Raw genomic sequence first — 26952 nt, 5'->3', positions numbered from 1 at the left:
CGCCGCCCTCCCGCGCGGCTCAGCGCCCGACGACGGCGAGGACGAGACCGGTGGGGACGCTGACGGCCAGCACGACCACGAGGGCCCGGAATCCCCACAGCAGCACGGGATGCGCCGGCGCACCCCGGCGGGTCGCGGCGATGATCACCGCCAGCGCGGCCACCAGCAGCCCCCGCCGACGAACGTGAGCGGGACCAGTCCCGACAGCTGGCCGCCCAGGACCCCGAGATTGCCGACGGTGAACAGGACGAAGCCGGTCCAGGTCAGCACCGCCCCGGCCCGCTGCGCGAGCCAGCCCATGGCGGCGCCGAGCCCGGCCTGTGCGACGCCGCCGACGAGCACCAGGTAGGCCGTCGCCCACGCCGTCTTCTGCGTCGTCGTGTACGCCGTGGCCGCGGCCAGCATCCCGCCCGCCACCACGAACACGAGTGCGGCGACGAAGAACGGGAGCGCCCGGCGCAAGGCCCCGGGCGCCCCCGTCGGCGGGGTCGTCACACCAGGATCCGCAGCGGCTCGGCCAGCAGATCGGTCAGATCCCGCAGGAATGCGGCGGCGGATGCGCCGTCGAGCACGCGGTGGTCGACCGTCAGCGTCAGCCGGGTGCGAGGACGCACCTGCACTTCACCGTCCACGACGACCGGCTCGTCCACGGTCGACCCGACCGCCAGGATCGCCGCCTCGGGCGGGTTGATCACGGCGGTGAACGCGTCGATGCCGAACATGCCGAGGTTCGAGACCGAGAACGTGCCCCCGCTCATCTCGTCGAGCTTCAGGCGCCCGGCGCGGGCCCGCGCGGCGAGGTCCTTGACCTCGGCGCCGATCGCCGAGACCGACTTGCGGTCGGCATCCTTGACCACGGGCACGACCAGGCCGTCTTCCAGCGCCACGGCCACACCGACGTTCACGTGCTTGTGCCGCAGGATCGCGTCGCCGCCGAACGAGGCGTTCACCTCGGGGTGGGCGGCCAGGGCCACGGCCACCGCGCGCACGATCAGGTCGTTCACGCTGATCTTCACGCCGGAGTCGGCCAGCCGGGTGTTGATGTCGCGGCGCAGCTCGGTCATCCGCGAGGCATCCAGCACGGTCGTCAGCTGGAACACCGGCACCAGCGCCGCCTCGGTGAGCCGGCGTGCGGTCACCTTGCGGATCTGCGACATCGGGATGCGCTCGTCGTCGTCGCCCGCGGTCGCCACCGGCGCCGCTTGCGGCGGGTGCCGCCTGCGGCGGGGTGGGGGCGGATGCCGCGGCCTGCGGTGCCGGCGCGGCCTCGGCGCCCTGCGGCGCGTTCAGCAGCTGCTCCACGTCGGCGCGGACGATCCGGCCGCCGGGGCCGGTCCCGGTCACCGTGGTCAGGTCGATCCCGTGGGTGCGGGCGAGGGACCGCACGAGCGGGGTCGCCTTCACCTTCGAGCCGGAGGATGCCGGAGCCTCGGACTCATCGGCCGGCGTGCGCGCGACATCCGCGGCCTCCGCTGCCTCGTCCTTCGACCCGGCGCCGGTCTGCGGCGCGGCCTCGTCCCTCACCTGGGCGTCCTGCGCGGACTCGTCGGCACGTTCGGACGGCGGCTCCTGGCCGGTGTCGGCCTGGGACGCGCCCTTCGCCGTCTCGGCCGGCTCCTCGGCCGCCGTCTCGGATGCGGCATCCGCCCCACCCGAGCCGGACGATCCGGAGCCGTCGCCGATCACGGCGATCGGGGCGCCGATATCGACCGACTCGCCGGGCTGGACCAGGATCTTCTCCAGGACGCCGCCCTCGTAGGCCTCCAGATCCATCACGGCCTTGTCGGTCTCGATCTCGGCCAGCACGTCGCCGCGCTCGACGGTGTCGCCCTCGGCCTTGAGCCACTGCGCTATCGCGCCTTCGGTCATGGTGTCCGAAAGTCGCGGCATGAACACATCAGGCATCGTTCACGGTCCCCTCTTCTAGCGCGCGAACCGCGTCGCATCCAGCTGTTCGTTGATGACCCGGATCAGCGCATCGGCGTCCGGCAGGGCGATCTTCTCCAGCGACTTCGCGTACGGCAGCGGGATCTCGGCCGCCGCCACGCGCCGCACCGGGGCATCCAGGTAGTCGAACGCGCCCTCGCCGATCGTCGCGGCGATCTCGGCGCCGATCCCGTAGGTGAGCCAGTCGTCTTCGAGGATCACCGCCTTGCCGGTCTTGCGCACCGAACGGCAGATGGTCTCGCGGTCCAGCGGTCGCAGGCTGCACAGGTCGACGACCTCGATCGACACACCCTGCTCGGCCATCCGGTGCGCGACATCCTTCGCGATCACGGCCGAGCGGGAGTAGCCGACCACGGTCAGATCGGTGCCTTCGACGGTCACCTTCGCCTTGCCGAACTCGGCGACGTGCTCGCCCTCGGGGACCGGGCCCTTGGTGTTGTACAGCGACAGGTTCTCCAGCAGGAGCACCGGGTCGTCGTCGCGGATCGCGGCGGTCAGCATGGCCTTGGCCTCGGCCGGGGTCGACGGGGCGAGCACCTTCAGTCCGGGGACGTGCGCGTACCAGACCTCGAGGTTCTGCGAGTGCGTCGCGGCCAGCCGCTGCCCGCCGCCGCCCGGGGTGCGGATCACCATCGGCACGGCGGTCTGCCCGCCGAACATGCCGTAGATCTTCGCCGCATGGTTCACGATCTGGTCGATCGCGATCAGCGAGAAGTTGATCGTCATGATCTCCACGACCGGGCGCATGCCGAGCATCGCGGCGCCGATCGCGGCTCCGACGAAGCCCTCCTCGGCGATCGGGGTGTCGCGCACCCGCTCGGGCCCGAACTCGTCCAGCAGCCCGGCGGTGATCTTGTACGAGCCCTCGAAGATCCCGATCTCCTCGCCCAGGAGGATGACCTTCTCGTCTCGGGTCATCTCCTCCCGCAGCGCGTCGTTCAGCGCCTGACGGTAGGTGATCTCCGGGGCGGATGCTGCGGGCTGGTCTGTCTTGTCGGCCATCGCCGTCATGCCTCCTGCTTGTCGTCGGCCCGGTCCCAGCCGGCCGCGAGCACCGGGTCGCCGGGCATCAGACGCGGCGCGTTGGGCACATCGGTCGCGTACGTGTAGTCGAACAGCTTCTCGGCGCCGGGCTCGGGGCTGGCGTCGGCGAACGCGATCGCCGCGGCGACCTCGCTGACGGCATCGGCCTGGATCTGATCGGCCTGCTTCGCATCGAGCACGCCGTCGGCGATGAGGCGCGCGCGGTACTCGGGGAGCGGGTCGAGCTCTTTCAGGTGAGCCGTCTCCTCCTTGCTCCGGTACCGGGCCGGGTCGACCACGGAGTGGCCGCGCAGGCGATACGACATGACCTCGAGCAGGCCGGGCCGACGCTGCTCGCGCGCGACCGTGAGCATCTCCTCGGCCGCCTGGCGCACCACCTCGGGGTCGCCGCCGTCGACGCGGCGGCCCTCGATCCGGTACGAGGCCCCGCGCTTGTACAGCAGCGGCTCACCGGACGCGTGCTCGACCGTCGTGGCCATGCCGAGGCCGTTGTTGATGACGACGTAGACGATCGGCAGGTTCCAGATCGCCGCCAGATTCAGCGACTCGTGGAACGCGCCGATGTTGGTGGTGCCGTCGCCCATCTGGCACATCACGGCCTCGGCGTCCGGGCCCGGCTTGCCCCGGTACGTGAGGGCGAGGGCCGCGCCGGTGGCCGGCGGCAGCTGACCGCCGACGATCCCGTAGCCGCCCAGCATCCGCTTCTCGGCGTCGAACATGTGCATCGAGCCGCCCAGACCCCGTGCGACGCCGTCGCTGCGGCCGAACAGCTCGGCCATCACGCGGTCGGTGCCCAGGCCCCGGGCCAGGGCGTAGCCGTGGTCGCGGTAGTTCGTGAACAGATAGTCGGTGGGCCGCAGCGCCGCCATCAGGCCGACCACCGACGGCTCCTCGCCGAGGTTCAGGTGGCAGTACCCGCCGATCTTGGCGCGCGTGTACATCTCGGCCGCGCGCTGCTCGAACTCGCGGATGAGCTCCATCTCGCGGTAGTACGCGAGTTGGGTCTCGGCATCCGCGCCCTTCGTGCGGGATGCTGCGGCCTTCCCCTTGGCGGCGGATGCCGCGGTCTTGCTCTTGGCGGCGGATGCTGCGGTCTTGCCCTTGGGGGCGGATGCCGCGGTCTTGCTCTTGGCGGCGGTCGCCGCCGGGCCCTTCGCTCGTGCTCCCGCGGATCTCGCGGGGGCTTTCCTACGTGTTGACGCTGTCGCACTGTCCGTGGGCGCACTGCCGCCGGGGGCGGTCTTGTCGCGCTGCGGATCCTGCGTTCGTCCGGCCATTTGTCGAATCCCTCTCACCGAACAACGCGGCTTGTGGCCGCCTGTCTCGTCACGGTCCGGGTGGCTGCTCCTCCAGCGTGAACCGGTCCTCGCTTCCTCCGCATTTCGGGCACACCAGCGGCGGGTGCGCGCCGCGGACGGTTTCGCCGCAGACGCCGCACGCCCATTCCACCATCCGGCCGACCAGGTCGTGCCGGCTGAGTATTCCGACCAGGCGGCCGGAGGACAGCACCGGGACGCGCCGGATCTGCGAGTCCACCAGGATGCGCCGCACCTGCTCGATGTCGGTGTCGCTGGTGACGCTGATCACGGCGGTGGTCATGACATCCCGCGCCGTCCGGCCGGTGCGCGCCAGCAGGTCGAGTTCGCTGACCAGGCCGAGCACCGTGCCGGAGGCATCCACCACCGGGACCGCGCTGATCCGCCGTGAGGTGAGCGCCTCGGCGATGTGGGCCACGGTCGCATCCGGGCCGACGGTGATCACGGGTGCGGTCATGACCTGACCGGCGGTGATCCCCGTTGCCGAACCCGATTGTGACGCCATCGCATCCCCCTGTCCCTGCATCGCAGATTATCAGCCCGGCCGGCTCGGTGGGCCGCCGCGGGCCGTGACAATGCCGGTGCCGGGCGTGTTCGCGGCCCTGGCGGGTGGCGGTGCGTGACCGCGGCGACGGTGTGGCGTCAGGGAACCTCCGGACGTCGGACCGGAAGGCAGGCGGCCACGACCTCGACGATCGCGGCCGGCAGGTAGAAGACGCCGATGCTGAGGGCCCCGACGAGCGCGAACACGCCGAGGAGGACGGCGGCCACGATCGAGGAGACCCTCCAGGCGCGCCCGCGCAGGAGCAGCGGCACCGCGGCGATCAGGACGGGGATGACCAGAACCAGCAGATATGCGCTCCCCTGCATCTGGAGGAGGGTCTGCGTCCGGGTCGCCTGGTGGCCGTCGGAGTCGGAGGTGACGCTCTGGAAGGCGGGCAGGAAGCAGAGCGCGACGCCGGCGGCCAGAGTCAGGGCGAAGCCGATGATCTGCAGGACGCGCGCGGCGTTCACCGCGCACGCGGAGGGTGGGCCATGGCGCCAGACTAGGCTGTTCCGGCCTCCGCGCGCGGGTGCGGGATCATCCCAGCGATGTAGGCGAGAGTCGACCGCAGACCGATGCGGGGCGGGGTGCGGCATCCGTAGCGTCGAGGGCATGGAGATCACAACGACCGAACTCGGGCTGGCCGCCCGGGTCCACCAGCTGACCAAGACCTATGGCGCCGGCGCCGGCGAGGTGCGCGCGCTGGACGGCGTGACCGTCGGAATCCGCCGCGGCGAGTTCACCGCGATCATGGGGCCGTCCGGTTCGGGCAAGTCCACCCTGATGCACATCATGGCGGGGCTGGATGCCCCCACCGGCGGGCGCGCCTGGATCGGCGACACCGAGATCACCGGGTTGGACGACCTCGAGCTGACCATCCTGCGTCGGCGTCGGGTGGGCTTCGTGTTCCAGTCGTTCAACCTGGTGCCCACGCTGGATGTCCTGGGCAATGTGCGACTGCCGTTCGACCTGGACGGGCGCAAGCCGTCCGCGCTGGAGCACGCCCGCATCGACTCGCTGCTGGAGACGCTCGGCCTGACCGGGCGGCTGCGGCACCGACCGCACGAGCTCAGCGGCGGACAGCAGAGCGCGTCGCGATCGCGCGGGCGCTGGCGACGGCCCCCGACCTGGTGTTCGCGGATGAGCCGACCGGCAACCTCGACTCCCGCTCCGGGCGCGAGGTACTCGCGCTGCTGCGCGCCGCCAGCGCCGAGCACGGCCAGTCGATCGCGATGGTCACGCACGATCCGGTGGCCGCGTCGCACGCCGACCGGGTGGTGTTCCTCGGCGACGGGCGGATCGTCGCTGACAAGCCGCGGCAGTCCGCCGAGGAGATCTCGGCCTACATGCTGGCCACCGAGCTCGGCGCGACGACCTCCGAAGCGGTGTCGGCATGAGCGGCACAGGGGGCGGTATCGGCGAGACCCACTGGCTGCGCGACCGGGGGATGGGCGCCAGCATCCTCGTCTCGGCCATCTCCGCCGCGTTCGGCGTGATCCTGATCTCGGCGACCGGCTACCTCGCGGCCATGCTGCGGGCGAATCCGTACATCGGCGAGAGCGGGACGCTGGCCGTCGTGCTCGGGGTGGTCGGCGTCATCCTCGTCGGCCTGGCCGTGTACGTCGCGGCGATCGTGACGGCGAACACGTTCTCGACCGTGGTCGCCGGACGCACCCGGCAGATCGCCCTCCTGCGGCTGATCGGCGCGTCGGCGCGTGCGCAGCGCGCGGACGTCGCGCGCCAAGGCCTGGTGGTCGGCGTCATCGGCGCGATCGTGGGCCTGGCCGTCGGCATCCTGGTGTCGTTCGCGGGGATCGCGATCGTCGCGCGTGTGCTGGACATCACCGGGGTCGACTACGAGGTGCTGCGTGCAGCGCTGCCTGCCGACGGCGATCGTGGCGCTGACCACGTGGGCCGCCGCCTGGACGGGTTCGCGCCGCGTGCTGGCGGTCACGCCGCTGCAGGCGCTGGGGGCGTCCACCGAGGCGCGCCGCGAAGAGGTCGCGCGGCGCACGGGCCGCAACGTCACCGCGGTCATCCTGGTGGGGGTCGGGATGCTGCTGCTGACCGCCGGCGTCGCCCTGGGGTTGCTCAACCCGTCCGGAGTCCTGGTGGCCTTCGTCGGAGGGCTGCTCTCGTTCACCGGGATCGCGCTCGGCGCGACGGTCTTCATGCCGCCGTCGCTGCGCCTCACCGGCCGGATGTTCGGCCGCTCGGCCGTGGCGCGGCTGGCCGCGGAGAACGCGCTGCGCTACCCGGAGCGCTCGAGCCGGATGGCGATCGGCGTCGTGATCGGCGTGACGCTGGTGACGATGTTCTCGGTCGCGATGGAATCGGCCAAGGCGGTCATGGCCGCCGCGGCCGGGGGACGCTCCCGCCCGAGCTGAGCACCGTGCTCGACACGTTCGCGGGCATCATGATGGGACTCGTCGGGGTCTCGGCGGTCATCGCCGCGGTCGGCCTGGTCAACCTGCTCACGCTCGGCGTGGTGCAGCGGCGGCACGAGCTCGGGCTGCTGCGCGCGCTGGGCCTGTCGACCGGCCAGGTGCGGCGGGTGGTGCTGCTGGAAGCCGCGCACATCGCGATCACCGCCGTGATCACCGGCGTCGTGCTCGGGATCGCGTACGGCTGGGCGGGGGCGCAGTCCCTGCTCGGCGCGGTCGCGGCCAACCCGAACGGCGAGCAGGCGGGCATGGTGTGGCCGGCGATCCCGGTGCCGGTGGTGGTGGGCATCGTCGTGACCACCGCACTGCTGACCCTCGTCGCGGCCGTGGTCCCCACGCGCCTGGCCACCCAGGTCACCCCGGTCGAGGCGCTCGCCGCCTGACCCTCGCCCCTGCCCGACCCCGCCCCTGCTCGACCCTCGCCCCTGTCGAAATCGTACGATTCGGCCGAGTGCACATCATCCTGGGCCCAGATTGATGTGCACTCGGCCGGATCGTACGATCTCGAGGTGAAAGCGCAGGGGTCAGGCGGGCTCGGGGTCGTGGGCCCAGGTGCGGGCGAGGGCGCGGATGCGCGCCGCACGCCACTGCCACACCGCCCACAGCGCCGGCCACAGGGCGGGCGCCGCGCGGCCGCCGATCACGAGGCGCTCGCGCCACAGCGTGCGTGCCGGGTCGCCCGGGGCCGGGCTCACCGCCATCTGGTGGTCCCAGACATCCAGCGCCGCCAGCGGCCCCGACAGCGGGATGCCGCTGTCCCGCAGGATCCGCACCCGCTGTCCGTCCATCACCCGCTCGACATCGCTCACGTCGATCAGCTGCCGCCCAGCGGCAGCGGGCCGAGCGACAGGTCGACGGTCGCGTCATCGCCCGGCGACCACGACGGCGGCAGGTGCTCGAGCGAACGGAGTGTCACGAAGGGGCCGTCCAGCTCGGCGATCGCCCGCGGCGAGTGCAGCGCCCGCCACGCGGCATCCGCATCGCAGTCGATCACGAGCTTGAGCAGGATGCGCATGCCTCAGTCTCGCACCCTAGGCTTTCGGACGTGTTCGATCAGTCCTTCTTCCAGGTCCGCCTCGACTGGGGTCTCGCCGGCCTGGCCCGCCTGGCTCCCGCCGATGTGGTCGTGGTCGTGGACGTGCTGCGGTTCACGACGACGGCGACGGATGCCGCGGCCCGCGGCGCGTCCTTCCAGCTGACCGGCAGCGGGTCGATCAACGGCGCACCGATCGCGGCGCAGGCCGCCGCATCCGGTGCCGTCGTGCTGGCCGGCAGCCTGCGCAACGCCGGTGCCGTGGCCCGCTGGATCACCGACGAGCAGCACCGCCGCGGCACCCGGGTCGGCGTCGCCGTGGTGCCGGCGGGGGAGCGCGACGGGTCCGGCGAGATGCGGTTCGCGATCGAGGACCAGTTGGGTGCCGGGGCGGTCGTCGACGCGCTCGCGGCACGCGGGATCGATCATTCGTCACCCGAGGCCGCGGTGGTGTGCGAGGCGTTCCGCGGACTGCGCGGCGCAGTGCGGCACCTGCTGCTCGCGAGCGGCTCGGGGCAGGAACTGGTCGAGCGCGGCCTGCGCGACGACGTCCTTCGCGCCGCCGAACTCGACGCGGCCGACGTCGTGCCGATCCTGCGGGACGGCGTCTTCGCCGCGGGCTGAGAACGGACGGCGCGCGTCCGACCCGCCACTTCTGCAGCGGGTTCGTGTCCTTGCCGTCGAGCCGCAGCGTGTCCGACACGTCGCCGTGCGGACCGCAGGAATGGAAGGCCATGTGGTCTCCTGCTCTTCGCCCGTCCTGGCGGGCACCGTGCGGTGCTGCCGTCGGGACAGCTCTGTCAGCGCGGCGTCATGGCCGCCAGCCGCGCGGCCGGCGCGATCTCGCGGCGCGTCCAGCGGAACAGGAACCGTTCGTCGTAGCGCGGCGCGCACTTCACACAGGACGTGGGACGGGTGGGACGCCGGTGCCGATACGCCACGTGGCCGGCCGGGCAGACCCCGACCCACGGCGCCAGCTCGGTGGCCGTCTCGCCGTCATGCGTGGTGCCGCCGACGTACCCGAGTCGTCGCGCGACCCGCTTCCACTCCGCGCCGTGGCCGGCGGCCGGCCCGGCGACGGCGTGCGCGACCTCGTGCAGCAGCGTCTGGTGGTTCGTGTCGTCGTCGTATCGGGCGGCCAGGTACCGCGACACGCTGATGCGCTTGTGCGTGTAGTTGCACAGGCCCGCGCGGCGTTTCGCGTTGTCGAACGCGAACGACCAGGAGGGATCGAGATGGAGCGAGATGAGTGCGTCGGCCCAGGCGCGCACCCGATGCAGTTCAGACATGCGAAGACATTAGAACGTACCTGCGACATCGGGTCAGACGGCGATGGATGCCTCTGCCCGCCGCCGTTCGGTCGTGTCGATCGCCATCAGCGTGGACTCCAGCTGATCCTCGGGCGCCTCCGATTCCTGCCGCAGGAACAGGGCGCGCTTGAAGTCGGCGCGCGCGGAGTCGTAATCCCCGGCGTCGAAGTGCGCCTTGCCGCGGTGCTCGAGCGCGAACGCCGCGATGCTCGACCAGCCCTGGCCCTCGGCCTCGGCCGCGCAGGTGGTCATCTCCGCGATCGCCGCCGCATACGAGCCGCGGAACTGCAGGACCGTCGCGTGCAGGATCCGCGCGCGCAGCAGGTCGCGGCGGGTGCCCGCCATCCGGGCCTGCCGGACGGCGGCGTCGGCGACGGTGAGCGCCTCATCGAGGTCGTCGAGCACCTTCAGCAGCCAGACCCGCTCCAGCATCGCGGGGAGGTTGCGCTGCCCGCCGATCTCATCCAGCCGCTCCCGGCAGCGATGCGGGTCGACGATCTCGCGGAGGGTGTCGGGGTCGTACCCCTGGATGTAGCTCACCGTGAACTCCCTTCGCGACCGGTGCTTCCAGTGTGCCTGACGAGGCCGGGGCGGTCGGGCATCGACGCCGCGTGTCCCCGGGCTCGAGGCATCCCACCCGCCCCGGCGGGCGCGGGTCGGACACGTCCGTGCTCCCGTCCACGAGGTGATGGCCACGGCATCCGGCCGGTGCTTCTCGATCGCCCGCCGCGCCGGCGCGCTCCGCCGCCCCGCCGGGCGCATCCCGCCCTCCGGCCGCCCCGTGCAACGGCCCGAGACGCCGTCGGAGCGATGACTAGGCTCGGCCTGTGAACAGTGTGCGTGCGGCGATCCTTGGGCCGGTCACGGTCGAGGCCGCGGACGCCCGCGTCGAGCTGAGCGGGCCGAACGCCCGCGCCCTGGTGGCCTCGCTCGTACTCGCGACCGGAACCACCCGCAGCACCGATGCGCTCGTGGACGACATCTGGGGCGACGACCCGCCGCAGAACCCGCGGGCGGCCCTCCAGACGCTGGTCTCGCGGGTGCGCGCGGTCGCCGGAGCGGATGCGGTGCGCAGCGCGCCCGGCGGCTACGCGCTGGGCGACGTCGAGATCGACATCGATACGGCTCGCGGCCTGCTCGAGCGGTCCGACCGCCTGCCCGCCGACGACCCCGAACGGCTGTCGCTGCTGGATGCGGCCCTCACGCTGTGGCGCGGTGAACCCGGCGCCGATCTTGAGGGCCACCCGGTCTCAGACGCGGTGCGGGATGCCGCGGCCGCCCTGCGCGCCCGGGCCGAGGCATCCCGTGCCGATGCGCTGAGCACGGGCGGCCGGCCCGATGACGCTGCCGCGGCGCTCGCCGCGCTCGCCGTCGCCCGCCCGTACGACGAGGCCCTGCACGCGCGCTGGATGCGGGCGCTCGCCGACGCCGGCCGCGTGCCCGAGGCGCTCGCCGTGTTCGCGGCGCTCGCGCACCCGGCTGCGCGACGAACTGGGCAGCTCGCCCGGCGCCGAGCTGACCGAGCTGAACACCCGGCTGCTGCGGGCGGATCCGCCGGCCCGCAGCGCGCGGGTGCGCCTCGGGCTCGCAGGCGGCCCCGAACGAGCTGGTCGGGCGCGACGGCGACCTGCAGGCTCTGGCCGGGCTGCTCGCGCACGCCCGGCTGGTCACGATCCTGGGCACCGGCGGCCTCGGCAAGACGCGCGCGGCGCAGGCGGTGGCCGCGGCATCCGATGCGCCGACCGTGGTCGTGGTGTCGCTGGCGGGGGTCCGCTCGGACGACGATGTGCCGCTGGCCATCGCGGCCGCGCTCGGCATCAATGAGGCCACGCCCGGGGGCGCCTCGCCGACACCCGCACCCGGCCCGACCTGCGGGTGCGGGTCGTCTCGCTGCCGGGAGCAGCCCACCCTGCTGGTGCTCGACAACTGCGAGCAGGTCATCGACGGCGTCGCCGGCTGGGTCGCCGACATCTTGGCGGCCGTCCCGACGCTGCGCGTCCTCACCACGAGCCGCACCCCGCTCGCGGTCGCCGGCGAGGTCACCTATCCGCTCCCGCCGCTCTCGGTCGACGGCGCGGAGGCCCGCGACGGCGCGGATGCCGGCGGCCCGGCCGATACCGGCGACGAGGCGTCCACGGCGGGCGAGATCGAGAGCCCCGCCGTCCGGCTGTTCCTGGATCGCGCGCGCGCCGTGCGCCCCGGCGCGACGCTGCCGAAAGACGTGATCACCCGGCTGTGCACGCACCTGGACGGCCTGCCGCTGGCGATCGAACTGGCGGCGGCCCGGGTGCGGACGATGACCCCCGAGCAGATCGAGGCGCGGCTGCAGGACCGCTTCGCGCTGCTGACCACGGGCGACCGCACCGCGCCCGAACGCCATCGCACGCTCGAGGCCGTGATCGGCTGGAGCTGGGACCTGCTGGACCAGCAGGCCCGCCGCGCGATGGCGATGCTGGCCGTGCTGCCGGCCGGATTCACGGTCGAGACCATGGCCACGGTCCTCGGCGAGCCCGCCGACGACGTCGTCGACCGGCTGGTGTCGCAGTCGCTGCTGCTGGTGGGCGAGCGTCCCGACACCGGGCAGGTGCGGTTCCGGATGCTCGAGACCGTCCGCGAGTACGCGCTGGCGCGACTGGCCGACACCCCCGGGGGTGTCGAGGATGCCTGGGCCCGCGTGACCGATTGGGCCTGCCGGTTCAGCACCGACCGCCTGGGGCAGGTCTTCGAGCGCGAGGTGAACCGTCAGGTGCGCGCCGAACACGACAACCTGATCTCGGTGCTGCGCCGCTCCATCGACGCGGACGACGACGCGGTCACGGTGCTGCTGTTCGCCCTGCTCGGCCAGGGCTGGATGGTGCAGGGCGCATTCACCGAGCTCGCGGCGTTCGCCCCGGTCGTCTTCGACGCGGTCGCCCGCACCGGCGAGCGCGAAGTCCCGGTCGACGCCCTCATCGTGACCCTCATCTTCGGCGCATTCGTCCTGCGCGCCGAAGGCGAGCCGCGCGCGCTGCGGTTCCTCGCGCGCATCCGTATCCTCCGTCGCCGCCATCCGGACATGGACAGTCTGCTCGGCGCGTTCGCCGATGCGGTCCTGGCGATCCTCCAGGCCGGCGCATCGCGCCGCACCGATCGCATCTTGGCGGCGTTCGAGCGGCTCCGCGCCGCGCCCGATCTCGCGACCCGACTGCTCGGCGAATCGCTGCTGTCGCAGTTCGCCGAGAACTCCGGCGACATGCACACCGCGCTCGAGTCGGCCACCCGCGCGTGGCAGCTGGCGAACGCAACCCGGCACAGTGGTTCGCCGCGATGGCGGCGTCCTCGATCGCCCAGCTGAGCAGTCAGATGGCCCAGCCCGCGGCGGCGCTGAAATGGCTCGCGATCGCGGCGGAGGAGTACGCGCAGTTCGGTGCGTTCGAGCAGGATCGGCAGCTGGAATGGCTGCGCGGGGCCAACCTGGCCGCTCTCGGCGAACTCGACGCCGCCCGCGACGTGTTCCAGGCCCTCACCGAGGGGCGCGAGATGACCGAGGACGGGCTGGAGGCGGCATCCATCGGCTGGTACGGACTGGCCGAGATCGATCGCGCCTCCGGAGCCGGTGCGGACGCCGGTGCGGCATTCGAGCGCGCGCTGTCGATGTTCCGGTCCGGTGACCAGCGCGGATCGCCGTGGTACCTGATGCTGATGGCCGGCACCCTGTCGGCCGCGACGTTCGACGACCTGTTCACCGAGCCGGCGCGCAGCCGCTGGGCGCGCCGACTGCGAGGACGGATGCTGGCGGTCGCGCGGATGCGGTCGGAGTTCCTCGACGCCCCGGTGGTGGGCACCGTCCTGATGGGGTGGTCGGCGTGGGCGATGGATCACCCCGAGCGCCGTGATCGGGCGCTGGCGGCGCTCGCGCTCGGCGAGCGGCTCGGCGCCCGGCAGGATCTGCTCAGCCTGCACTGGACCGAGCACTTCGCACACGCCGAGCGCGTGGCCGGCGCCGAGCGGGTGGCCGCGGCGCGGGACGCGATCGCCGGGCTGCCACGGGAGGACGCGGTGCTCCGCGGACTCGCCGTGCTGCGCGAGCCGAGCGCCCCCGGCCGCTGAGCGACCGGGGGCAGGGCGGCGAGTGCCGCCGGTCAGGCCTTGCGCATGTAGGCGCGGACGGTCAGCGGGGCGAAGATCGCCACGATCACGGCGGCGCCCAGCAGCGACACCCACGCATCCGAGGTGAAGGCGCCGTTGTTGGCCAGTTCGCGCACCGCGGTGACCAGATGCGAGACCGGGTTGATGTTTGCGAACCAGGCCAGCCAGCTGGGCATGCTGTCCACGGGCACGTACGCGTTGGACAGGAACGTCAGCGGGAACAGCACGAGCATCGAGATGCCCTGCACGCTGCCGGCGGTGCGGGCGATGACCCCGAAGAACGCGAAGATCCAGCTGATCGCCCATGAGCAGACGATCACCAGCAGGCCGGCCAGGACGACTTCGCCCAGACCTCCGGCGGGGTGGTAGCCGATCACGAAGCCCATCGCGAACGTGAGCGTGGTCGCGATGGCGTAGCGCACGGTGTCGGCCAGGAGTGCCCCGGACAGCGGGGCGATGCGCGCGATCGGCAGCGACCGGAACCGGTCGAACACGCCTTTGTCCATGTCCTCGCGCAGCTGGGTGCCGGTCACGACCGAGGTGGTGATGACGGTCTGCACCAGGATGCCCGGGATCAGCGACGGCAGGTAGCTCTGCACGTCGCCGGCGATCGCGCCGCCGAACAGGTACGCGAACATCAGGGTGAAGATGATCGGCTTGCACCGTCACGTCGACCAGCTGCTCGGGCGTGCGGCGGATCTTGATCAGTCCGCGGTACGCCATGGTGAAAGTGTTGGCCACGCTCTGGCGGATGCTGGGGCGGTTGCTCAGCCGGCGATCGGCTGCCGGGACGATCCGGTCGGCGGTGAGGGTGGTCATGCCGGTACCTCTTCCTTCTCTGCGTTCTTCTGCGCGGCCTCGGCCTGATCGGTCGCGTCGTGTCCGGTGATCGCCAGGAACGCCTCGTCCAGGGTCGGCTTCTGCACGCTCATCTCGGTGAGGTGGATGCCCTCGTCCCGCAGCGTGATCAGCAGGTCGGCGACGCGGTCGGCGTCGGCCATGGGGGCGGTGAGGCGGGATGCCTCGGGGAGAGCGTCGCCGTCGTCCCGAGGACGCGCTCGATGGCGCGCAGGGCGTCGGCGGTGTCGGCCGGATCGGCCAGCCGCAACTGCAGGCTCGAGGTGCCCACCGATGACTTCAGCTCGTCGGCGGTGCCCTCGGCCGCGACCTTGCCACGGTCGATGACCGCGATCCGGTCGGCCAGCTGGTCGGCCTCGTCCAGGTACTGCGTGGTCAGCAGCACCGTCGAACCGGTGGATACCAGCTCGCGGATCGTGTCCCACATCTGCCCGCGGGTGCGGGGGTCCAGCCCGGTCGTCGGCTCGTCCAGGAAGATCAGCGGAGGCTGGGCGATCAGGGATGCCGCCAGGTCGAGGCGGCGGCGCATGCCGCCGGAGAACTTCTTCAGCGGCCGGCGCGCGGCATCCGTGAGTCCGAACCGCTCGAGCAGGTCGACGGACTTGCTGCGGGCCTCGGCCCGCGACAGGCCCAGCAGGCGCGAGAAGATGATCAGGTTCTCGGTGGCCGACAGCGTCTCGTCGACGGACGCGAACTGTCCGGTGACGCCGATCAGCTGGCGCACGATGTTCGGCTCGCGCACGACGTCGTGGCCGAAGATGCGGCCGGAGCCGCCGTCCGGACGCAGGAGCGTGGCGAGCATGTTGATGGTGGTGGTCTTGCCGGCGCCGTTCGGTCCGAGCACCCCGTAGACGGTGCCGGTCTTGACCCGCAGGTCGACGCCGTCGACCGCGCGGTTCTGCCCGAACACCTTCACCAGGGAGTCGGCCTCAACGGCCCAGTCAGTGGAAATTGTCATGCGACAAGGATCAGCACCCGGCCTGTCATGGCGCTGTCGCGGCGCTGTCGCGGCGCTGTCGCCGGCTTTCACCTGCTGTCGCCGGCGCCCGGCCCGCGTGTCAGCGCTCGAACAGCGAGGAGTTCGGCTTCGGCGACGGGACGGCATCGGCATCCGTCACCGGCGCCAGCGACCCCACGAACTCGTCGAGCTCGCGGCCCTCGGCGACCTTGGCCGGGTGGGGGCCGGCGGCCATCAGGCGCGGCAGCCAGCGGGTGGGCAGCTCGGCTGCGGATGCCGCGACCACCAGATTGCCGAAGCGGCGGCCCTTCAGCGTCTGGACCTCGGCCAGCACGATCACGTGCGGCAGCACCGCCCGCACCGTCGCGACCTGCCGCCGCGCGAACGCGAGTCCGGCGCCGTCGGCGACGTTCACCAGCAGCACCCCGTCGGGGGCGAGCAGGCGGGATGCCGCGGTGTAGAACTCGACGGTGGTCAGGTGCGCGGGGGTCTGGGCTCCGGCGTACACGTCCGAGACCAGCAGATCGACCGTGCCGGTCAGCGCGGTGGGCAGGCGGGCCAAGCCGGCGCGGGCGTCTGAGATGCGGATCCGGATCGATGCGGCGCGGGCAGCGGGAGCTCGGCGCGCACCAGGTCGACCAGCGCCTGCTCGAGCTCGATCACCTGCTGCCGCGAACCGGGACGCGTGTGCTCGATGTAGCGGGGGATGGTCAGGGCGCCGGCCCCGAGGTGCACCGCGGTCAGCGGCTGGCCCGGCATCCCCAGCTGGTCGATCACCGCGCCCATCCGAGCCACGTACTCGAAGTGCAGGTGGGACGGGTCATCCAGATCGACGTGCGACTGGGGCGTCGCCCCGACCAGCAGCTCGAAGCCCGAGGCGAACGGGCTCGGCACGATCCCGGCCATCGTCCCGTCGGACAGGCGCGCCTTCGGGAACTCCGCGTCCCGCTGTCTGGTCCTGCCCACGCGACCACCGTACCGTCGCGGCGGCGTGCAGAACTCCGGAGAAATCGACCGGGCGGCGCCGTATCAGCCCCTGAGCCGGCCGCCCGCGCGCGAATCTCCGGAGTTCTGCACGGGTGACCCGCCGCACGACCCGGGCTACCGTGGAGATATGGACGCGATCGACCTGAACGCCGACCTCGGCGAGACCGTGGACGGGGCGCCCACGGCCGACGACGAGGCGATGTTCGCCCTCGTCTCCAGTGCCAGCATCGCGTGCGGGGGGCACGCGGGGGATGCCGCATCCATGCACGCCGCCGTCGAACGCGCCGACCGCACCGGCGTGGCGATCGGCGCGCATCCGTCCTACCCGGATCGGGCCGGCTTCGGCCGCTCGCCGATGCGGATCGGGCAGTTCGAGCTGCATGCGGTGCTGGCCGAGCAGCTGTCGTCCCTCTCGGACGCCGGCGCCGACATCCGGTACGTCAAGCCGCACGGCGCGCTCTACCACGCCGCCGGCGCGGACCCCGAGCAGGCCGGGGCGGTCGTGCAGGCGGTCGCCGAGCTCAGCGAGCGGGTCGGCCGCGGCATCCCGATCCTCGGTCTCGGCGACGCGCTCGCCGAGGCGGCGACCGCGATCGGCCTGCCGTTCTTCCGCGAGGCGTTCCTGGACCGCGGCTATCTGCCCGACGGCTCGCTCGTGCCGCGCGGCGAGCCCGGCGACCTCGTGCACGATCCGGCCGCGGTGGCCGCGCGCGCGGTGCGGCTGGCCCGCTCCGGCGAGGTCGAGGCGACCGACGGGACCGTGGTCGAAGTCGACGCGGCATCCTTCTGTCTGCACGGCGACACCCCCGAATCCGTCGAACTGGCGCGTGCGGTGCGGGCGGCGCTGGACGCCGCCGGCATCGCCGTGCGCGCGCCCTGGTGAGGTGACCCCGATGCGCATCCTTCCGTTCGGTGATCTCGCGGTGCTGATCGAAGCGGATGCCGCGGACCCGTCGCACGCCCTGCGCGAGGTGCTCGCCCTCAGCGCCCGGCTGGCGGCATCCCGCCCGGCCGGGGTCGTCGACGTCGTGCCGGCCGCGCGGACGGTGCTCGTGCAGGTCGACCCGCAGGTGCTGGCGCTGTCGGCGGCGCGGACCTGGATCGAGCGCACTGCGGAGGCGCCCGAATCGGCGGCAGCCGCACCCGTGCCGCGCACGGTGGAGCTGCCGATCGTCTACGACGGCCCGGACCTGGCCGAGACCGCCGCGCTGCTCGGGCTGAGCCCGGAGGCGCTCGCGCGCCGGCACCTCGAGGCGGACTGGACCGTCGCCTTCACCGGGTTCGCCCCCGGATTCGGGTACCTGGTCAGCGAGGACTGGCCGTTCGACGTGCCGCGACGGAGCGCCCCGCGCACCCGCGTCCCGGCCGGCGCGGTCGGGCTGGCCGGCGCATTCTGCGGCGCCTACCCGCGCGCGACACCCGGCGGGTGGCGCCTCATCGGCACCACCGGTGCGCCGCTGTTCGACCCGGATGCCGCCGATCCGGCCCTGCTCGCGCCGGGGAACCGCGTCCGGTTCGTCGAGGCGGCCGCCGCGCGTGTGCAGAACTCCGGAGATCCGGCCCGCGCCGGCGCCGTTCGGGCCGATTCTGGGCCATCCGCGGCGGAATCTCCGGAGTTCCGCACGCCGCGCACGCCGCGCGGCGCCCCCGGACCGGAGGACGCGCCCGGACCGGAGGACGCCCCCGGACCGGAGGACGCGCCAGAAGCGGCGCTGCGGGTCGTCGACCCGGGGCTGCTGGCGACCGTGCAGGACCTCGGCCGTCCCGGCCATGCGGCGCAGGGCATCGCCCGCTCGGGCGCGCTCGACCGCGGCGCCCTGCGCACCGCGAACCGGCTGGTCGGCAACCCCGAGGACGCGGCCGGGATCGAGATCACGATGGGCGGCTGGCGCGCCGTCGCGCAGCGCGACCTGTGGTTCGCCGTGGCCGGTGCGTGGGGCCCGGTCCATCTGGACGGGCACGAGCTCGATCCGTACGAGTCCTACGCCTGGCCGGCCGGCGCCGAGCTCGCACCTGGACTGGTTCGCCCACGGCGCCCGCGCCTACCTCGCCGTCCGCGGCGGCATCCGGGCGCCCCTCGTGGCCACCTCGCGGGCCAGCGACATCCTGGCCGGGATCGGGCCGTCCCCGCTCGCCGCCGACGATGTGCTGGCCACGGCGGATGCCGCGGCTGTGCCGATCCCTCCGGCCGAGGTGATGCCGTGGGGTGCGCCGGATGACGAGGACCTCGAGATCCGGCTGGCCCCCGGCCCTCGCGGGGACTGGTTCACCGCCTCCGCCCGGACCGCGCTGTTCGACGCCGTGTGGACCGTCTCGGCGCGGGCCGACCGGGTCGGGCTGCGGCTGGACGGCCCGGCGCTGGAGCGCGCCCGCACCGACGAGCTGCCCAGCGAGGGGATGCTGCCGGGGGCGATCCAGGTGCCGCCGGACGGCCGGCCGACCATCCTGCTGGCCGACGGTCCGGTCACGGGCGGCTACCCGGTGATCGCGGTCGTGACGGATGCCGCGCTCGACCTGATCGCGCAGGCACGGCCGGGCACCCGCATCCGATTCCGGCACGCGCCGCCCGCCGTCTGAGCGGAATCGGCGGGTTATACCGCAGGATCGGACACTCGTCAAGAATCCGACTGGACATGAAGGGCCTGGCGGCCTATAGTTGGTAGTTGCGCTCTGGTTCCCCCTGCCTTCATATGGTGGTCGGCCGTGCCCGTGTGCCCCCGCTGTTCCCGATGGACCTGGCATCCGATGGGCGGCGACGTGAGGCGCTCGGGGTTCGGGGATCCGAGCACGCCATCTGTCGACAAGGAACCGAAGCCCGCCCCGGGCTCATGGAGGTTATCCCCTTGGTCGCTGCGCCCAACGCATCCACCACCACCCCCAAGAACGGCCGCGGAGCATCCCGCCTCTCGTTCGCCAAGATCTCAGACACGCTGACCGTCCCCGATCTGCTCGCGCTGCAGACGGAGTCGTTCGACTGGCTCATCGGCAACGACGCGTGGAAGGCGCGCGTCGCCGAGGCGCAGGCCGCCGGCCGAGGCGATGTCCCCGAGCACAGCGGTCTGGAGGAGATCTTCGAGGAGATCTCGCCGATCGAGGACCTCAGCGAGACGATGCAAGCTGAGCTTCACGAACCCGTACCTGGAGCCGGAGAAGTACTCGATCGAGGAGTGCAAGGAGCGCGGCAAGACCTACGCCGCCCCGCTGTACGTCGAGGCCGAGTTCATGAACCACCAGACCGGTGAGATCAAGACCCAGACGGTCTTCATGGGCGACTTCCCGCTGCAGACCGGCAAGGGCACGTTCATCATCAACGGCACCGAGCGCGTCGTCGTCTCGCAGCTCGTCCGCTCCCCGGGCGTCTACTTCGACCGGACGCCGGACAAGACCAGCGACAAGGACATCGTCTCGTCGCGGATCATCCCCAGCCGCGGCGCCTGGCTCGAGTTCGAGGTCGACAAGCGCGACCAGGTCGGCGTGCGCATCGACCGCAAGCGCAAGCAGTCCGTCACCGTGTTCCTGAAGGCCCTGGGGCTGACCAGCGAAGACATCCTGAACGAGTTCGCGGGCTTCGAGTCGATCGAGGACACGCTGTCCAAGGACACGATCCTCACCAAGGAGGACGCGCTCCGCGACATCTACCGCAAGCTCCGTCCGGGCGAGCAGGTGGCCGCCGAGGCCGCCCGCGCCCTGCTGGACAACTTCTACTTCAACCCGAAGCGCTACGACCTGGCCAAGGTCGGCCGCTTCAAGATCAACCAGAAGCTGGGCGTCGAGTCGCCGCTGTCCGAGTCGGTGCTGTCCGTGCAGGACATCGTCGCCACGATCAAGTACCTCGTCCGCCTGCACCGCGGCGATGTCACGTTCGAGGGCCGCCGTGGCGGCAAGGACGTCGAGATCCGCCTGGACATCGACGACATCGACAACTTCGGCAACCGCCGCATCCGCGCGGTCGGAGAGCTGATCCAGAACCAGGTCCGCACCGGACTGTCCCGCATGGAGCGCGTCGTCCGCGAGCGCATGACCACGCAGGACATCGAGGCGATCACCCCGCAGACCCTGATCAACGTGCGCCCCGTCGTCGCGGCGATCAAGGAGTTCTTCGGCACCTCGCAAGCTGTCGCAGTTCATGGACCAGAACAACCCGCTCGCGGGACTGACCCACAAGCGCCGCCTGTCGGCGCTGGGCCCCGGCGGTCTGTCGCGTGAGCGCGCCGGCGTCGAGGTCCGCGACGTCCACCCGTCGCACTACGGCCGGATGTGCCCGATCGAGACGCCGGAAGGCCCGAACATCGGCCTGATCGGCTCGCTCGCATCGTTCGCCCGCATCAACGCGTTCGGGTTCATCGAGACCCCGTACCGTCGCGTGCTGGGCGGCAAGGTCACCGAGCAGATCGACTACCTCACCGCGAGCGAGGAGAACGACTACATCGTGGCCCAGGCGGGCGCCGAGCTGAAGGCGGACGGCACGTTCGTCGAGGAGCGGGTGCTTGCCCGTCGCGGTCAGGGCGGCGAGGTCGACCTGTTCCACGTCGAGGACATCGGCTACATGGATGTCTCGCCCCGCCAGATGGTGTCGGTGGCGACATCCCTCATCCCGTTCCTCGAGCACGACGACGCGAACCGGGCCCTGATGGGCGCGAACATGCAGCGTCAGGCCGTCCCGCTCGCCGCCAGCGAGTCGCCCGTGGTCGGCACCGGCATGGAGGGCTACACCGCGATCGACGCCGGTGACGTGATCACCGCCGAGAACGCCGGTGTGGTCAACGAGGTCTCGGCCGACAAGGTCACCGTGCAGCTGGATGCCGGCGGCACCCAGGAGTACTACCTGCGCAAGTTCGACCGCTCCAACCAGGGCACCTGCTACAACCAGCGCGTCGTGGTCTCGGCCGGCGACCGGATCGAGGTCGGCGAGGTCATCGCCGACGGTCCCGCCACCGAGAACGGCGAGCTGGCGCTGGGCAAGAACCTGCTGGTCGCGTTCATGACGTGGGAGGGCTACAACTACGAGGACGCGATCATCCTCAGCCAGAACCTGGTGAAGGACGACACCCTCTCCTCGATCCACATCGAGGAGTATGAGGTGGACGCCCGCGACACCAAGCTCGGCAAGGAGGAGATCACCCGCGACCTGCCCAACGTGAGCCCGGACCTGCTGAAGGACCTGGACGAGCGCGGCATCGTGCGTATCGGCGCCGAGGTGCGCCCCGGCGACATCCTGGTCGGCAAGGTCACGCCCAAGGGCGAGACCGAGCTGTCGGCCGAGGAGCGACTGCTGCGCGCGATCTTCAACGAGAAGAGCCGCGAGGTCCGCGACACGTCGCTGAAGGTGCCGCACGGTGAAGAGGGCACGATCATCGCGGTCAAGGAGTTCAACGCCGAAGAGGGCGACGACGAGCTCGGCAACGGCGTGAACCGCCGTGTCGTGGTCTACATCGCCCAGAAGCGCAAGATCACCGCCGGCGACAAGCTGGCCGGCCGCCACGGCAACAAGGGCGTCATCTCCCGCATCCTGCCGGTCGAGGACATGCCGTTCCTCGCCGACGGCACCCCGGTGGACGTCATCCTGAACCCGCTCGGCATCCCCGGCCGGATGAACTTCGGCCAGGTGCTGGAGACCCACCTCGGCTGGATCGCCAAGACCGGCTGGAAGGTCGAGGGCAACCCCGACTGGGCCACCGAGCTGTCCGACCAGGCCCGCGAGGCCGCCCCGGGCACGAAGGTCGCCACCCCGGTGTTCGACGGTGCGCGCGAGGACGAGGTCGCAGGGCTTCTCGACTCGACGCTGCCGACGCGCGACGGCGACCGGCTGATCGACTCCACGGGCAAGACGTTGCTGTACGACGGCCGCAGCGGAGAGCCGTTCCCGGCTCCCATCTCGGTCGGCTACATGTACATCCTGAAGCTGGCACCACCTGGTGGACGACAAGATCCACGCCCGCTCGACCGGTCCGTACTCGATGATCACCCAGGCAGCCGCTGGGCGGCAAGGCGCAGTTCGGCGGCCAGCGCTTCGGCGAGATGGAGGTGTGGGCGCTCGAGGCCTACGGCGCCGCGTACGCGCTGCAGGAGCTGCTGACGGTCAAGTCCGACGACATCCTCGGCCGCGTCAAGGTGTACGAGGCCATCGTCAAGGGCGAGAACATCCCCGAGCCGGGCACGCCCGAATCGTTCAAGGTGCTGATGAAGGAGATGCAGTCGCTCTGCCTGAACGTCGAGGTCCTCTCGGCCGACGGCACGGCGGTCAACCTGCGTGACACGGATGACGAGGCCTTCCGCGCTGCGGAGGAGCTCGGCATCAACATCTCCAGCCGGTTCGAGTCCTCGTCCATCGACGAGATCTGATCCGACCAGGCCCACACTCAAGCTTTCACAAGGCACACAGGAGAACCAGTGCTCGACGCAACAACTTTCGATGAGCTTCGTATCGGTCTGGCCACTGCCGACGACATCCGTCGTTGGTCCTATGGCGAGGTCAAGAAGCCCGAGACCATCAACTACCGCACCCTGAAGCCCGAGAAGGACGGTCTGTTCGGCGAGCAGATCTTCGGGCCCTCCCGCGACTGGGAGTGCGCGTGCGGCAAGTACAAGCGGGTCCGCTTCAAGGGCATCGTCTGCGAGCGCTGCGGCGTGGAGGTCACCAAGAGCTCCGTCCGTCGTGAGCGGATGGGGCACATCGAGCTGGCCGCCCCGGTCACCCACATCTGGTACTTCAAGGGCGTCCCCTCGCGGCTCGGCTACCTGCTGGACATGGCGCCGAAGGACCTCGAGAAGGTCATCTACTTCGCCGCGTACATGGTCATCTCGGTGGACGAGGATGCGCGCCACCGCGACCTGCCCACGCACGAGAACAACCTCCGGCTGGAGATGAAGACGATCGCGGACCGCCGCGACGCCCGCATCGCCACGCGCATGCAGAAGCTGGAAGAGGACCTCACCGCCCTGGAGGAAGAGGGCGCCAAGGCCGACCAGAAGAAGAAGACCAAAGACGCCGCCGAGAAGGAGATGACCTCGATCCGCAAGAACGCGGACGAGCAGATCGCCAAGCTCGAGCGCGTCTGGGAGGACTTCCGCACCCTCGAGGTCGGCGCCCTCAAGCCCGAGGACGACGTGTTCCACGAGCTGCAGGACCGCTTCGGCCAGTACTTCGAGGCCTACATGGGCGCGGAGTCGATCCAGCGCCGCCTGCAGGCGTTCGACCTGGCCGCCGAGTCCGAGAATCTGCACCTGCAGATCGCCGAGGGCAAGGGCCAGCGCAAGATCCGCGCGATCAAGCGACTGAAGGTCGTCAACTCGTTCCTGTCCACCGGCATGAGCCCGGCATCGATGGTGCTGGACGTCGTCCCGGTGATCCCGCCCGAGCTTGCGCCCGATGGTGCAAGCTGGACGGCGGCCGGTTCGCGACATCCGATCTGAACGACCTGTACCGTCGCGTGATCAACCGCAACAACCGCCTCCGTCGCCTGATCGACCTCGGTGCCCCCGAGATCATCGTGAACAACGAGAAGCGGATGCTGCAGGAGGCCGTCGACGCGCTGTTCGACAACGGCCGTCGTGGCCGCCCCGTGACCGGCACCGGCAACCGGGCGCTGAAGTCGCTGTCCGACATGCTCAAGGGCAAGCAGGGCCGGTTCCGCCAGAACCTGCTCGGCAAGCGCGTGGACTACTCGGGCCGTTCGGTGATCATCGTCGGTCCGACGCTGAAGCTGCACCAGTGCGGTCTGCCCAAGCAGATGGCGCTCGAGCTGTTCAAGCCGTTCGTGATCAAGCGTCTGATCGACCTCGGTCACTCGCAGAACATCAAGGCCGCCAAGCGCGCGGTCGAGCGCACCCGTCCCGAGGTGTGGGACGTGCTCGAGGAGATCATCCGCGAGCGTCCGGTGCTGCTGAACCGTGCGCCCACGCTGCACCGTCTGGGCATCCAGGCGTTCGAGCCGCAGCTGGTCGAGGGCAAGGCCATCCAGCTTGCACCCGCTGGTGTGCGCCGCCTTCAACGCCGACTTCGACGGCGACCAGATGGCCGTGCACCTGCCGCTGTCGGTCGAGGCGCAGGCCGAGGCCCGCATCCTGATGCTGGCCTCGAACAACATCCTCAAGCCCTCGGACGGCCGTCCGGTCACCCTGCCTTCGCAGGACATGATCATCGGCCTGCACCACCTGACCACGGTCAAGGCGGGCGCGAGCGGCGAGGGCCGCGTGTTCGGGTCGGTCGCCGAGGCGATCATGGCCCGCGACGAGGGCACGCTCGACCTGCAGGCGAAGGCGCGCATCCGCATCCCGGAGCTCACCTTCCTCGAGGGTGAGGCGCCCGAGAACTACGAGCGCTACGGGCTGGTGGATGCCTCGCTCGGCCAGGTGATCTTCAACGACACCCTGCCGAAGGGCTTCCCGTTCGTGCGCGGCCAGGCCGACAAGGGCAAGCTGAGCCAGATCGTGAACAAGCTGGCGGAGGAGTACCCCAAGGTCACCGTCGCCGCCGCGCTGGATGCGATCAAGGACGCCGGCTTCTACTGGGCCACCCGTTCGGGCGTGACCGTCGCCCTCTCCGACGTGATCACCCCGCCGAACAAGGCCGAGATCGTCGGGCAGTACGAGAAGCAGGCCGCGAAGGTCCAGGGCCAGTACGAGAAGGGTCTGACCACCGACGCCGAGCGTCGGCAGGAGCTCATCAAGATCTGGACCGAGGCGACCGACGAGATCCAGAAGGCGATGCGGGACAACTTCCCCGAGGACAACACCATCAACCGCATGGTGTCCTCCGGCGCCCGCGGAAACTGGCTCCAGATCCGGAACATCGCCGGTATGCGAGGCCTCGTGAACAACCCGAAGGGCGAGATCATCCCGCGCCCGATCATCTCCTCGTACCGCGAGGGGCTGAGCGTGGCGGAGTACTTCATCGCCTCGCACGGTGCCCGCAAGGGCCTGGCCGACACCGCGCTGCGCACGGCCGACTCCGGGTACCTCACCCGGCGTCTGGTCGACGTCTCGCAGGATGTCATCATCCGCGAGGACGACTGCGGCACGAACAAGGGCCTGGAGTTCACGATCGCCGCGCCCGGCGCCGACGGCACCCTGGTGCGTGACAGCAACGTGGAGAACTCGGTGTTCGCCCGGACGCTGGCCACCGACGTGGTCACCGACGGCGGCGAGGTCCTCGCCGAGGCCGGACAGGATGTCGGGGACGTGCTGATCAACCGTCTGGTCGAGGCGGGTGTGCAGACCATCAAGGTGCGGTCGGTCCTGACCTGCGACTCGGCGGTCGGCGTCTGCGCCCGCTGCTACGGCCGCTCGCTGGCCACCGGCAAGATGGTCGACATCGGCGAGGCCGTGGGCATCATCGCGGCCCAGTCGATCGGCGAGCCCGGCACCCAGCTGACCATGCGCACGTTCCACACCGGCGGTTCCGCGTCGGCGGAGGACATCACGCAGGGTCTGCCGCGTGTGCAGGAGCTGTTCGAGGCGCGCACCCCGAAGGGTGCCTCGCCGATCGCGGAGTCCGATGGACGCATCACGATCGACGAGACCGAGAAGAGCCGCAAGGTCATCCTGACCCCCGACAACGGCGACGAGCCGCACGTCTACCCGGTCCTGCGGCGCGCGACGCTGCTGGTCGAGGACGGGCAGCACGTCTCGGTCGGCCAGCCGCTGCTCGTGGGCACGCTGGACCCGAAGGAGATCATGCGCGTCCAGGGTGCGCGCACCGTGCAGAAGTACCTCGTGGACGGCGTCCAGGGGGTCTACCGCTCGCAGGGTGTGCCGATCCACGACAAGCACATCGAGGTCATCGTGCGCCAGATGCTGCGGAAGGTCACCGTGGTCGACCACGGCGACACGAAGCTGCTGCCCGGTGAGCTGGTGGACTCGCGTCGGTTCATCGACATGAACCGCGGTGCCGTGGCCGAGGGCAAGCGCCCGGCCTCGGGTCGTCCCGAGCTCATGGGCATCACGAAGGCGTCGCTTGCGACCGAGTCGTGGCTGTCGGCCGCGTCGTTCCAGGAGACGACGCGCGTGCTGACCCAGGCCGCGATGGAGGGCAAGAGCGACCCGCTCGTGGGCCTGAAGGAGAACGTGATCATCGGAAAGCTGATCCCCGCCGGCACCGGACTGTCCAAGTACCGGAACGTCGTGGTGGAGGCCACCGAAGAGGCCAAGAGCGAGCGGTACCCCAACCGCATCTTCGCCTCGGACGGCGCGTACAGCGACACCGACCTGAGCTACGTCGACTTCGACAGCTTCTCGACGGACGACTTCACGCCCGGCCAGTACAACTGACCCGGGACGAGCCCGGCCGCACCGCGGTCGGGCTCGACCCCGGCATCGCGAAAGGCTCCGGCATCCGCCGGGGCCTTTCGCTTTGCCGTGCACAGGCTCGCACCCTCCCTCCGC

Annotated in this window: 18 protein-coding genes and 10 pseudogenes; 13 read left to right on the top strand and 15 right to left on the bottom strand. The window is 71.3% G+C overall.

Translation table 11 applies throughout. From position 1 onward, the window contains the following. Positions 1–19: 19 nt before the first annotated feature. The 8 genes and pseudogenes from L2X98_RS05605 to L2X98_RS05570 all read right to left on the bottom strand — a co-directional run bounded on the left by L2X98_RS05605 (position 20) and on the right by L2X98_RS05570 (position 5321). The gene (locus L2X98_RS05605; protein WP_259612594.1) at positions 20–163 is read right to left on the bottom strand and encodes a hypothetical protein; all 144 of its coding nucleotides are present in this window, start codon (positions 161–163) and stop codon (positions 20–22) included. Next, on the bottom strand, positions 145–462 hold the full coding sequence (locus tag L2X98_RS05600; protein WP_259612593.1) for a hypothetical protein: 318 nt from the start codon (positions 460–462) through the stop codon (positions 145–147). The genes L2X98_RS05605 and L2X98_RS05600 overlap by 19 nt, the downstream gene beginning before the upstream one ends. A gap of 29 nt (positions 463–491) precedes the next feature. Further along, the gene (locus tag L2X98_RS05595) at positions 492–1193 is read right to left on the bottom strand and encodes a dihydrolipoamide acetyltransferase family protein (protein ID WP_259612592.1); all 702 of its coding nucleotides are present in this window, start codon (positions 1191–1193) and stop codon (positions 492–494) included. A gap of 154 nt (positions 1194–1347) precedes the next feature. Next, a pseudogene (locus L2X98_RS05590) lies at positions 1348–1869 on the bottom strand (biotin/lipoyl-containing protein); the annotation flags it as partial. Between the two features lie 54 nt (positions 1870–1923). Next, positions 1924–2949: an alpha-ketoacid dehydrogenase subunit beta gene (locus L2X98_RS05585; RefSeq protein ID WP_259612591.1), complete on the bottom strand. Its 1026-nt coding sequence runs from the start codon at positions 2947–2949 to the stop codon at positions 1924–1926. A gap of 5 nt (positions 2950–2954) precedes the next feature. Next, positions 2955–4268: a thiamine pyrophosphate-dependent enzyme gene (locus L2X98_RS05580; protein ID WP_259612590.1), complete on the bottom strand. Its 1314-nt coding sequence runs from the start codon at positions 4266–4268 to the stop codon at positions 2955–2957. A 49-nt stretch (positions 4269–4317) separates the two neighbouring features. After that, entirely contained in the window at positions 4318–4764 is a 447-nt protein-coding gene (locus tag L2X98_RS05575; protein WP_259612589.1) for a CBS domain-containing protein, read from the bottom strand. 185 nt (positions 4765–4949) lie between these two features. Continuing rightward, positions 4950–5321: a hypothetical protein gene (locus L2X98_RS05570; RefSeq protein ID WP_259612588.1), complete on the bottom strand. Its 372-nt coding sequence runs from the start codon at positions 5319–5321 to the stop codon at positions 4950–4952. 142 nt (positions 5322–5463) lie between these two features. On the opposite strand from L2X98_RS05570, the pseudogene L2X98_RS05565 reads away from it, so the two are divergent. The 4 genes and pseudogenes from L2X98_RS05565 (at position 5464) to L2X98_RS20130 (ending at position 7678) form a co-directional block, all read left to right on the top strand. Next, positions 5464–6248, top strand: a pseudogene (locus L2X98_RS05565) (ABC transporter ATP-binding protein). After that, positions 6245–6595: pseudogene (locus L2X98_RS20140) on the top strand (ABC transporter permease); the annotation flags it as partial. The pseudogenes L2X98_RS05565 and L2X98_RS20140, both read left to right, overlap by 4 nt. 124 nt (positions 6596–6719) lie before the next feature. Further along, the gene (locus tag L2X98_RS20135; protein WP_354003096.1) at positions 6720–7238 is read left to right on the top strand and encodes a hypothetical protein; all 519 of its coding nucleotides are present in this window, start codon (positions 6720–6722) and stop codon (positions 7236–7238) included. Positions 7239–7243: 5 nt separating this feature from the next. Further along, on the top strand, positions 7244–7678 hold the full coding sequence (locus L2X98_RS20130) for an ABC transporter permease (protein WP_354002998.1): 435 nt from the start codon (positions 7244–7246) through the stop codon (positions 7676–7678). Between the two features lie 141 nt (positions 7679–7819). Here the strand turns inward: L2X98_RS20130 and L2X98_RS05555 are convergent, their stop codons facing one another. Beyond that, on the bottom strand, positions 7820–8104 hold the full coding sequence (locus L2X98_RS05555) for a hypothetical protein (protein WP_259612587.1): 285 nt from the start codon (positions 8102–8104) through the stop codon (positions 7820–7822). A gap of 5 nt (positions 8105–8109) precedes the next feature. Continuing rightward, entirely contained in the window at positions 8110–8310 is a 201-nt protein-coding gene (locus tag L2X98_RS05550) for a hypothetical protein (protein WP_259612586.1), read from the bottom strand. A 30-nt stretch (positions 8311–8340) separates the two neighbouring features. On the opposite strand from L2X98_RS05550, the gene L2X98_RS05545 reads away from it, so the two are divergent. Continuing rightward, positions 8341–8952, top strand: coding sequence for a 2-phosphosulfolactate phosphatase (locus L2X98_RS05545; RefSeq protein ID WP_259612585.1), 612 nt, complete (start codon positions 8341–8343; stop codon positions 8950–8952). A 176-nt stretch (positions 8953–9128) separates the two neighbouring features. On the opposite strand, the gene L2X98_RS05540 is transcribed toward L2X98_RS05545, so the two are convergent. Both L2X98_RS05540 and L2X98_RS05535 read right to left on the bottom strand, forming a co-directional pair. Further along, complete coding sequence (locus L2X98_RS05540) at positions 9129–9617, bottom strand: SprT-like domain-containing protein (protein WP_259612584.1); 489 nt, start codon at positions 9615–9617, stop codon at positions 9129–9131. 33 nt (positions 9618–9650) lie between these two features. Beyond that, the gene (locus L2X98_RS05535; protein WP_259612583.1) at positions 9651–10178 is read right to left on the bottom strand and encodes a hypothetical protein; all 528 of its coding nucleotides are present in this window, start codon (positions 10176–10178) and stop codon (positions 9651–9653) included. Positions 10179–10465: 287 nt separating this feature from the next. On the opposite strand from L2X98_RS05535, the pseudogene L2X98_RS20125 reads away from it, so the two are divergent. The 3 genes and pseudogenes from L2X98_RS20125 to L2X98_RS05520 all read left to right on the top strand — a co-directional run. Next, a pseudogene (locus L2X98_RS20125) lies at positions 10466–11050 on the top strand (AfsR/SARP family transcriptional regulator); the annotation flags it as partial. A gap of 305 nt (positions 11051–11355) precedes the next feature. Further along, positions 11356–12972, top strand: a complete 1617-nt coding sequence (locus tag L2X98_RS05525; protein ID WP_259612581.1) for an ATP-binding protein — start codon at positions 11356–11358, stop codon at positions 12970–12972. After that, entirely contained in the window at positions 12945–13727 is a 783-nt protein-coding gene (locus L2X98_RS05520; protein ID WP_259612580.1) for a hypothetical protein, read from the top strand. Before L2X98_RS05525 ends, L2X98_RS05520 begins: the two co-directional genes overlap by 28 nt. A gap of 32 nt (positions 13728–13759) precedes the next feature. Here the strand turns inward: L2X98_RS05520 and L2X98_RS05515 are convergent. The 3 pseudogenes from L2X98_RS05515 to L2X98_RS05505 form a co-directional block, all read right to left on the bottom strand. Then, positions 13760–14585: pseudogene (locus tag L2X98_RS05515) on the bottom strand (ABC transporter permease). Further along, positions 14582–15582 (bottom strand): annotated as a pseudogene (locus L2X98_RS05510) (ATP-binding cassette domain-containing protein). The pseudogenes L2X98_RS05515 and L2X98_RS05510 overlap by 4 nt, the downstream one beginning before the upstream one ends. Before the next feature lie 100 nt (positions 15583–15682). Further along, a pseudogene (locus tag L2X98_RS05505) lies at positions 15683–16488 on the bottom strand (spermidine synthase). 208 nt (positions 16489–16696) lie between these two features. Between L2X98_RS05505 and L2X98_RS05500 the strand changes: the two are divergent. The 5 genes and pseudogenes from L2X98_RS05500 to rpoC all read left to right on the top strand — a co-directional run bounded on the left by L2X98_RS05500 (position 16697) and on the right by rpoC (position 26838). Further along, on the top strand, positions 16697–17452 hold the full coding sequence (locus L2X98_RS05500) for a LamB/YcsF family protein (RefSeq protein WP_259612579.1): 756 nt from the start codon (positions 16697–16699) through the stop codon (positions 17450–17452). 10 nt (positions 17453–17462) lie between these two features. Beyond that, positions 17463–18527 (top strand): annotated as a pseudogene (locus L2X98_RS05495) (5-oxoprolinase subunit B family protein); the annotation flags it as partial. Continuing rightward, positions 18499–19146: a 5-oxoprolinase subunit C family protein gene (locus L2X98_RS05490; RefSeq protein WP_259612578.1), complete on the top strand. Its 648-nt coding sequence runs from the start codon at positions 18499–18501 to the stop codon at positions 19144–19146. The pseudogene L2X98_RS05495 and the gene L2X98_RS05490, both read left to right, overlap by 29 nt. A gap of 266 nt (positions 19147–19412) precedes the next feature. Then, positions 19413–22911 (top strand): annotated as a pseudogene (rpoB, locus tag L2X98_RS05485) (DNA-directed RNA polymerase subunit beta). Between the two features lie 48 nt (positions 22912–22959). Next, a pseudogene (gene rpoC / locus L2X98_RS20120) lies at positions 22960–26838 on the top strand (DNA-directed RNA polymerase subunit beta'). Positions 26839–26952: the final 114 nt, after the last annotated feature.

This window comes from Microbacterium elymi, assembly GCF_021582895.2.
Lineage (GTDB): Bacteria > Actinomycetota > Actinomycetes > Actinomycetales > Microbacteriaceae > Microbacterium > Microbacterium humicola.
The sequence above is the reverse complement of the archived record's forward strand: the minus strand, read 5'-3'. Positions and strand labels throughout refer to the sequence as shown.

What these genes read in the sequence shown, in the direction of transcription:
- L2X98_RS05550 (WP_259612586.1), bottom strand. Translation starts at nt 8,310, where the DNA reads ATGCGCATCCTGCTCAAGCTCGTGATCGACTGCGATGCGGATGCCGCG.
- L2X98_RS05585 (WP_259612591.1), bottom strand. Translation starts at nt 2,949, where the DNA reads ATGGCCGACAAGACAGACCAGCCCGCAGCATCCGCCCCGGAGATCACC.
- L2X98_RS05500 (WP_259612579.1), top strand. Translation starts at nt 16,697, where the DNA reads ATGGACGCGATCGACCTGAACGCCGACCTCGGCGAGACCGTGGACGGG.
- L2X98_RS05520 (WP_259612580.1), top strand. Translation starts at nt 12,945, where the DNA reads ATGGCGGCGTCCTCGATCGCCCAGCTGAGCAGTCAGATGGCCCAGCCC.
- L2X98_RS05540 (WP_259612584.1), bottom strand. Translation starts at nt 9,617, where the DNA reads ATGTCTGAACTGCATCGGGTGCGCGCCTGGGCCGACGCACTCATCTCG.
- L2X98_RS05575 (WP_259612589.1), bottom strand. Translation starts at nt 4,764, where the DNA reads ATGACCGCACCCGTGATCACCGTCGGCCCGGATGCGACCGTGGCCCAC.
- L2X98_RS05580 (WP_259612590.1), bottom strand. Translation starts at nt 4,268, where the DNA reads ATGGCCGGACGAACGCAGGATCCGCAGCGCGACAAGACCGCCCCCGGC.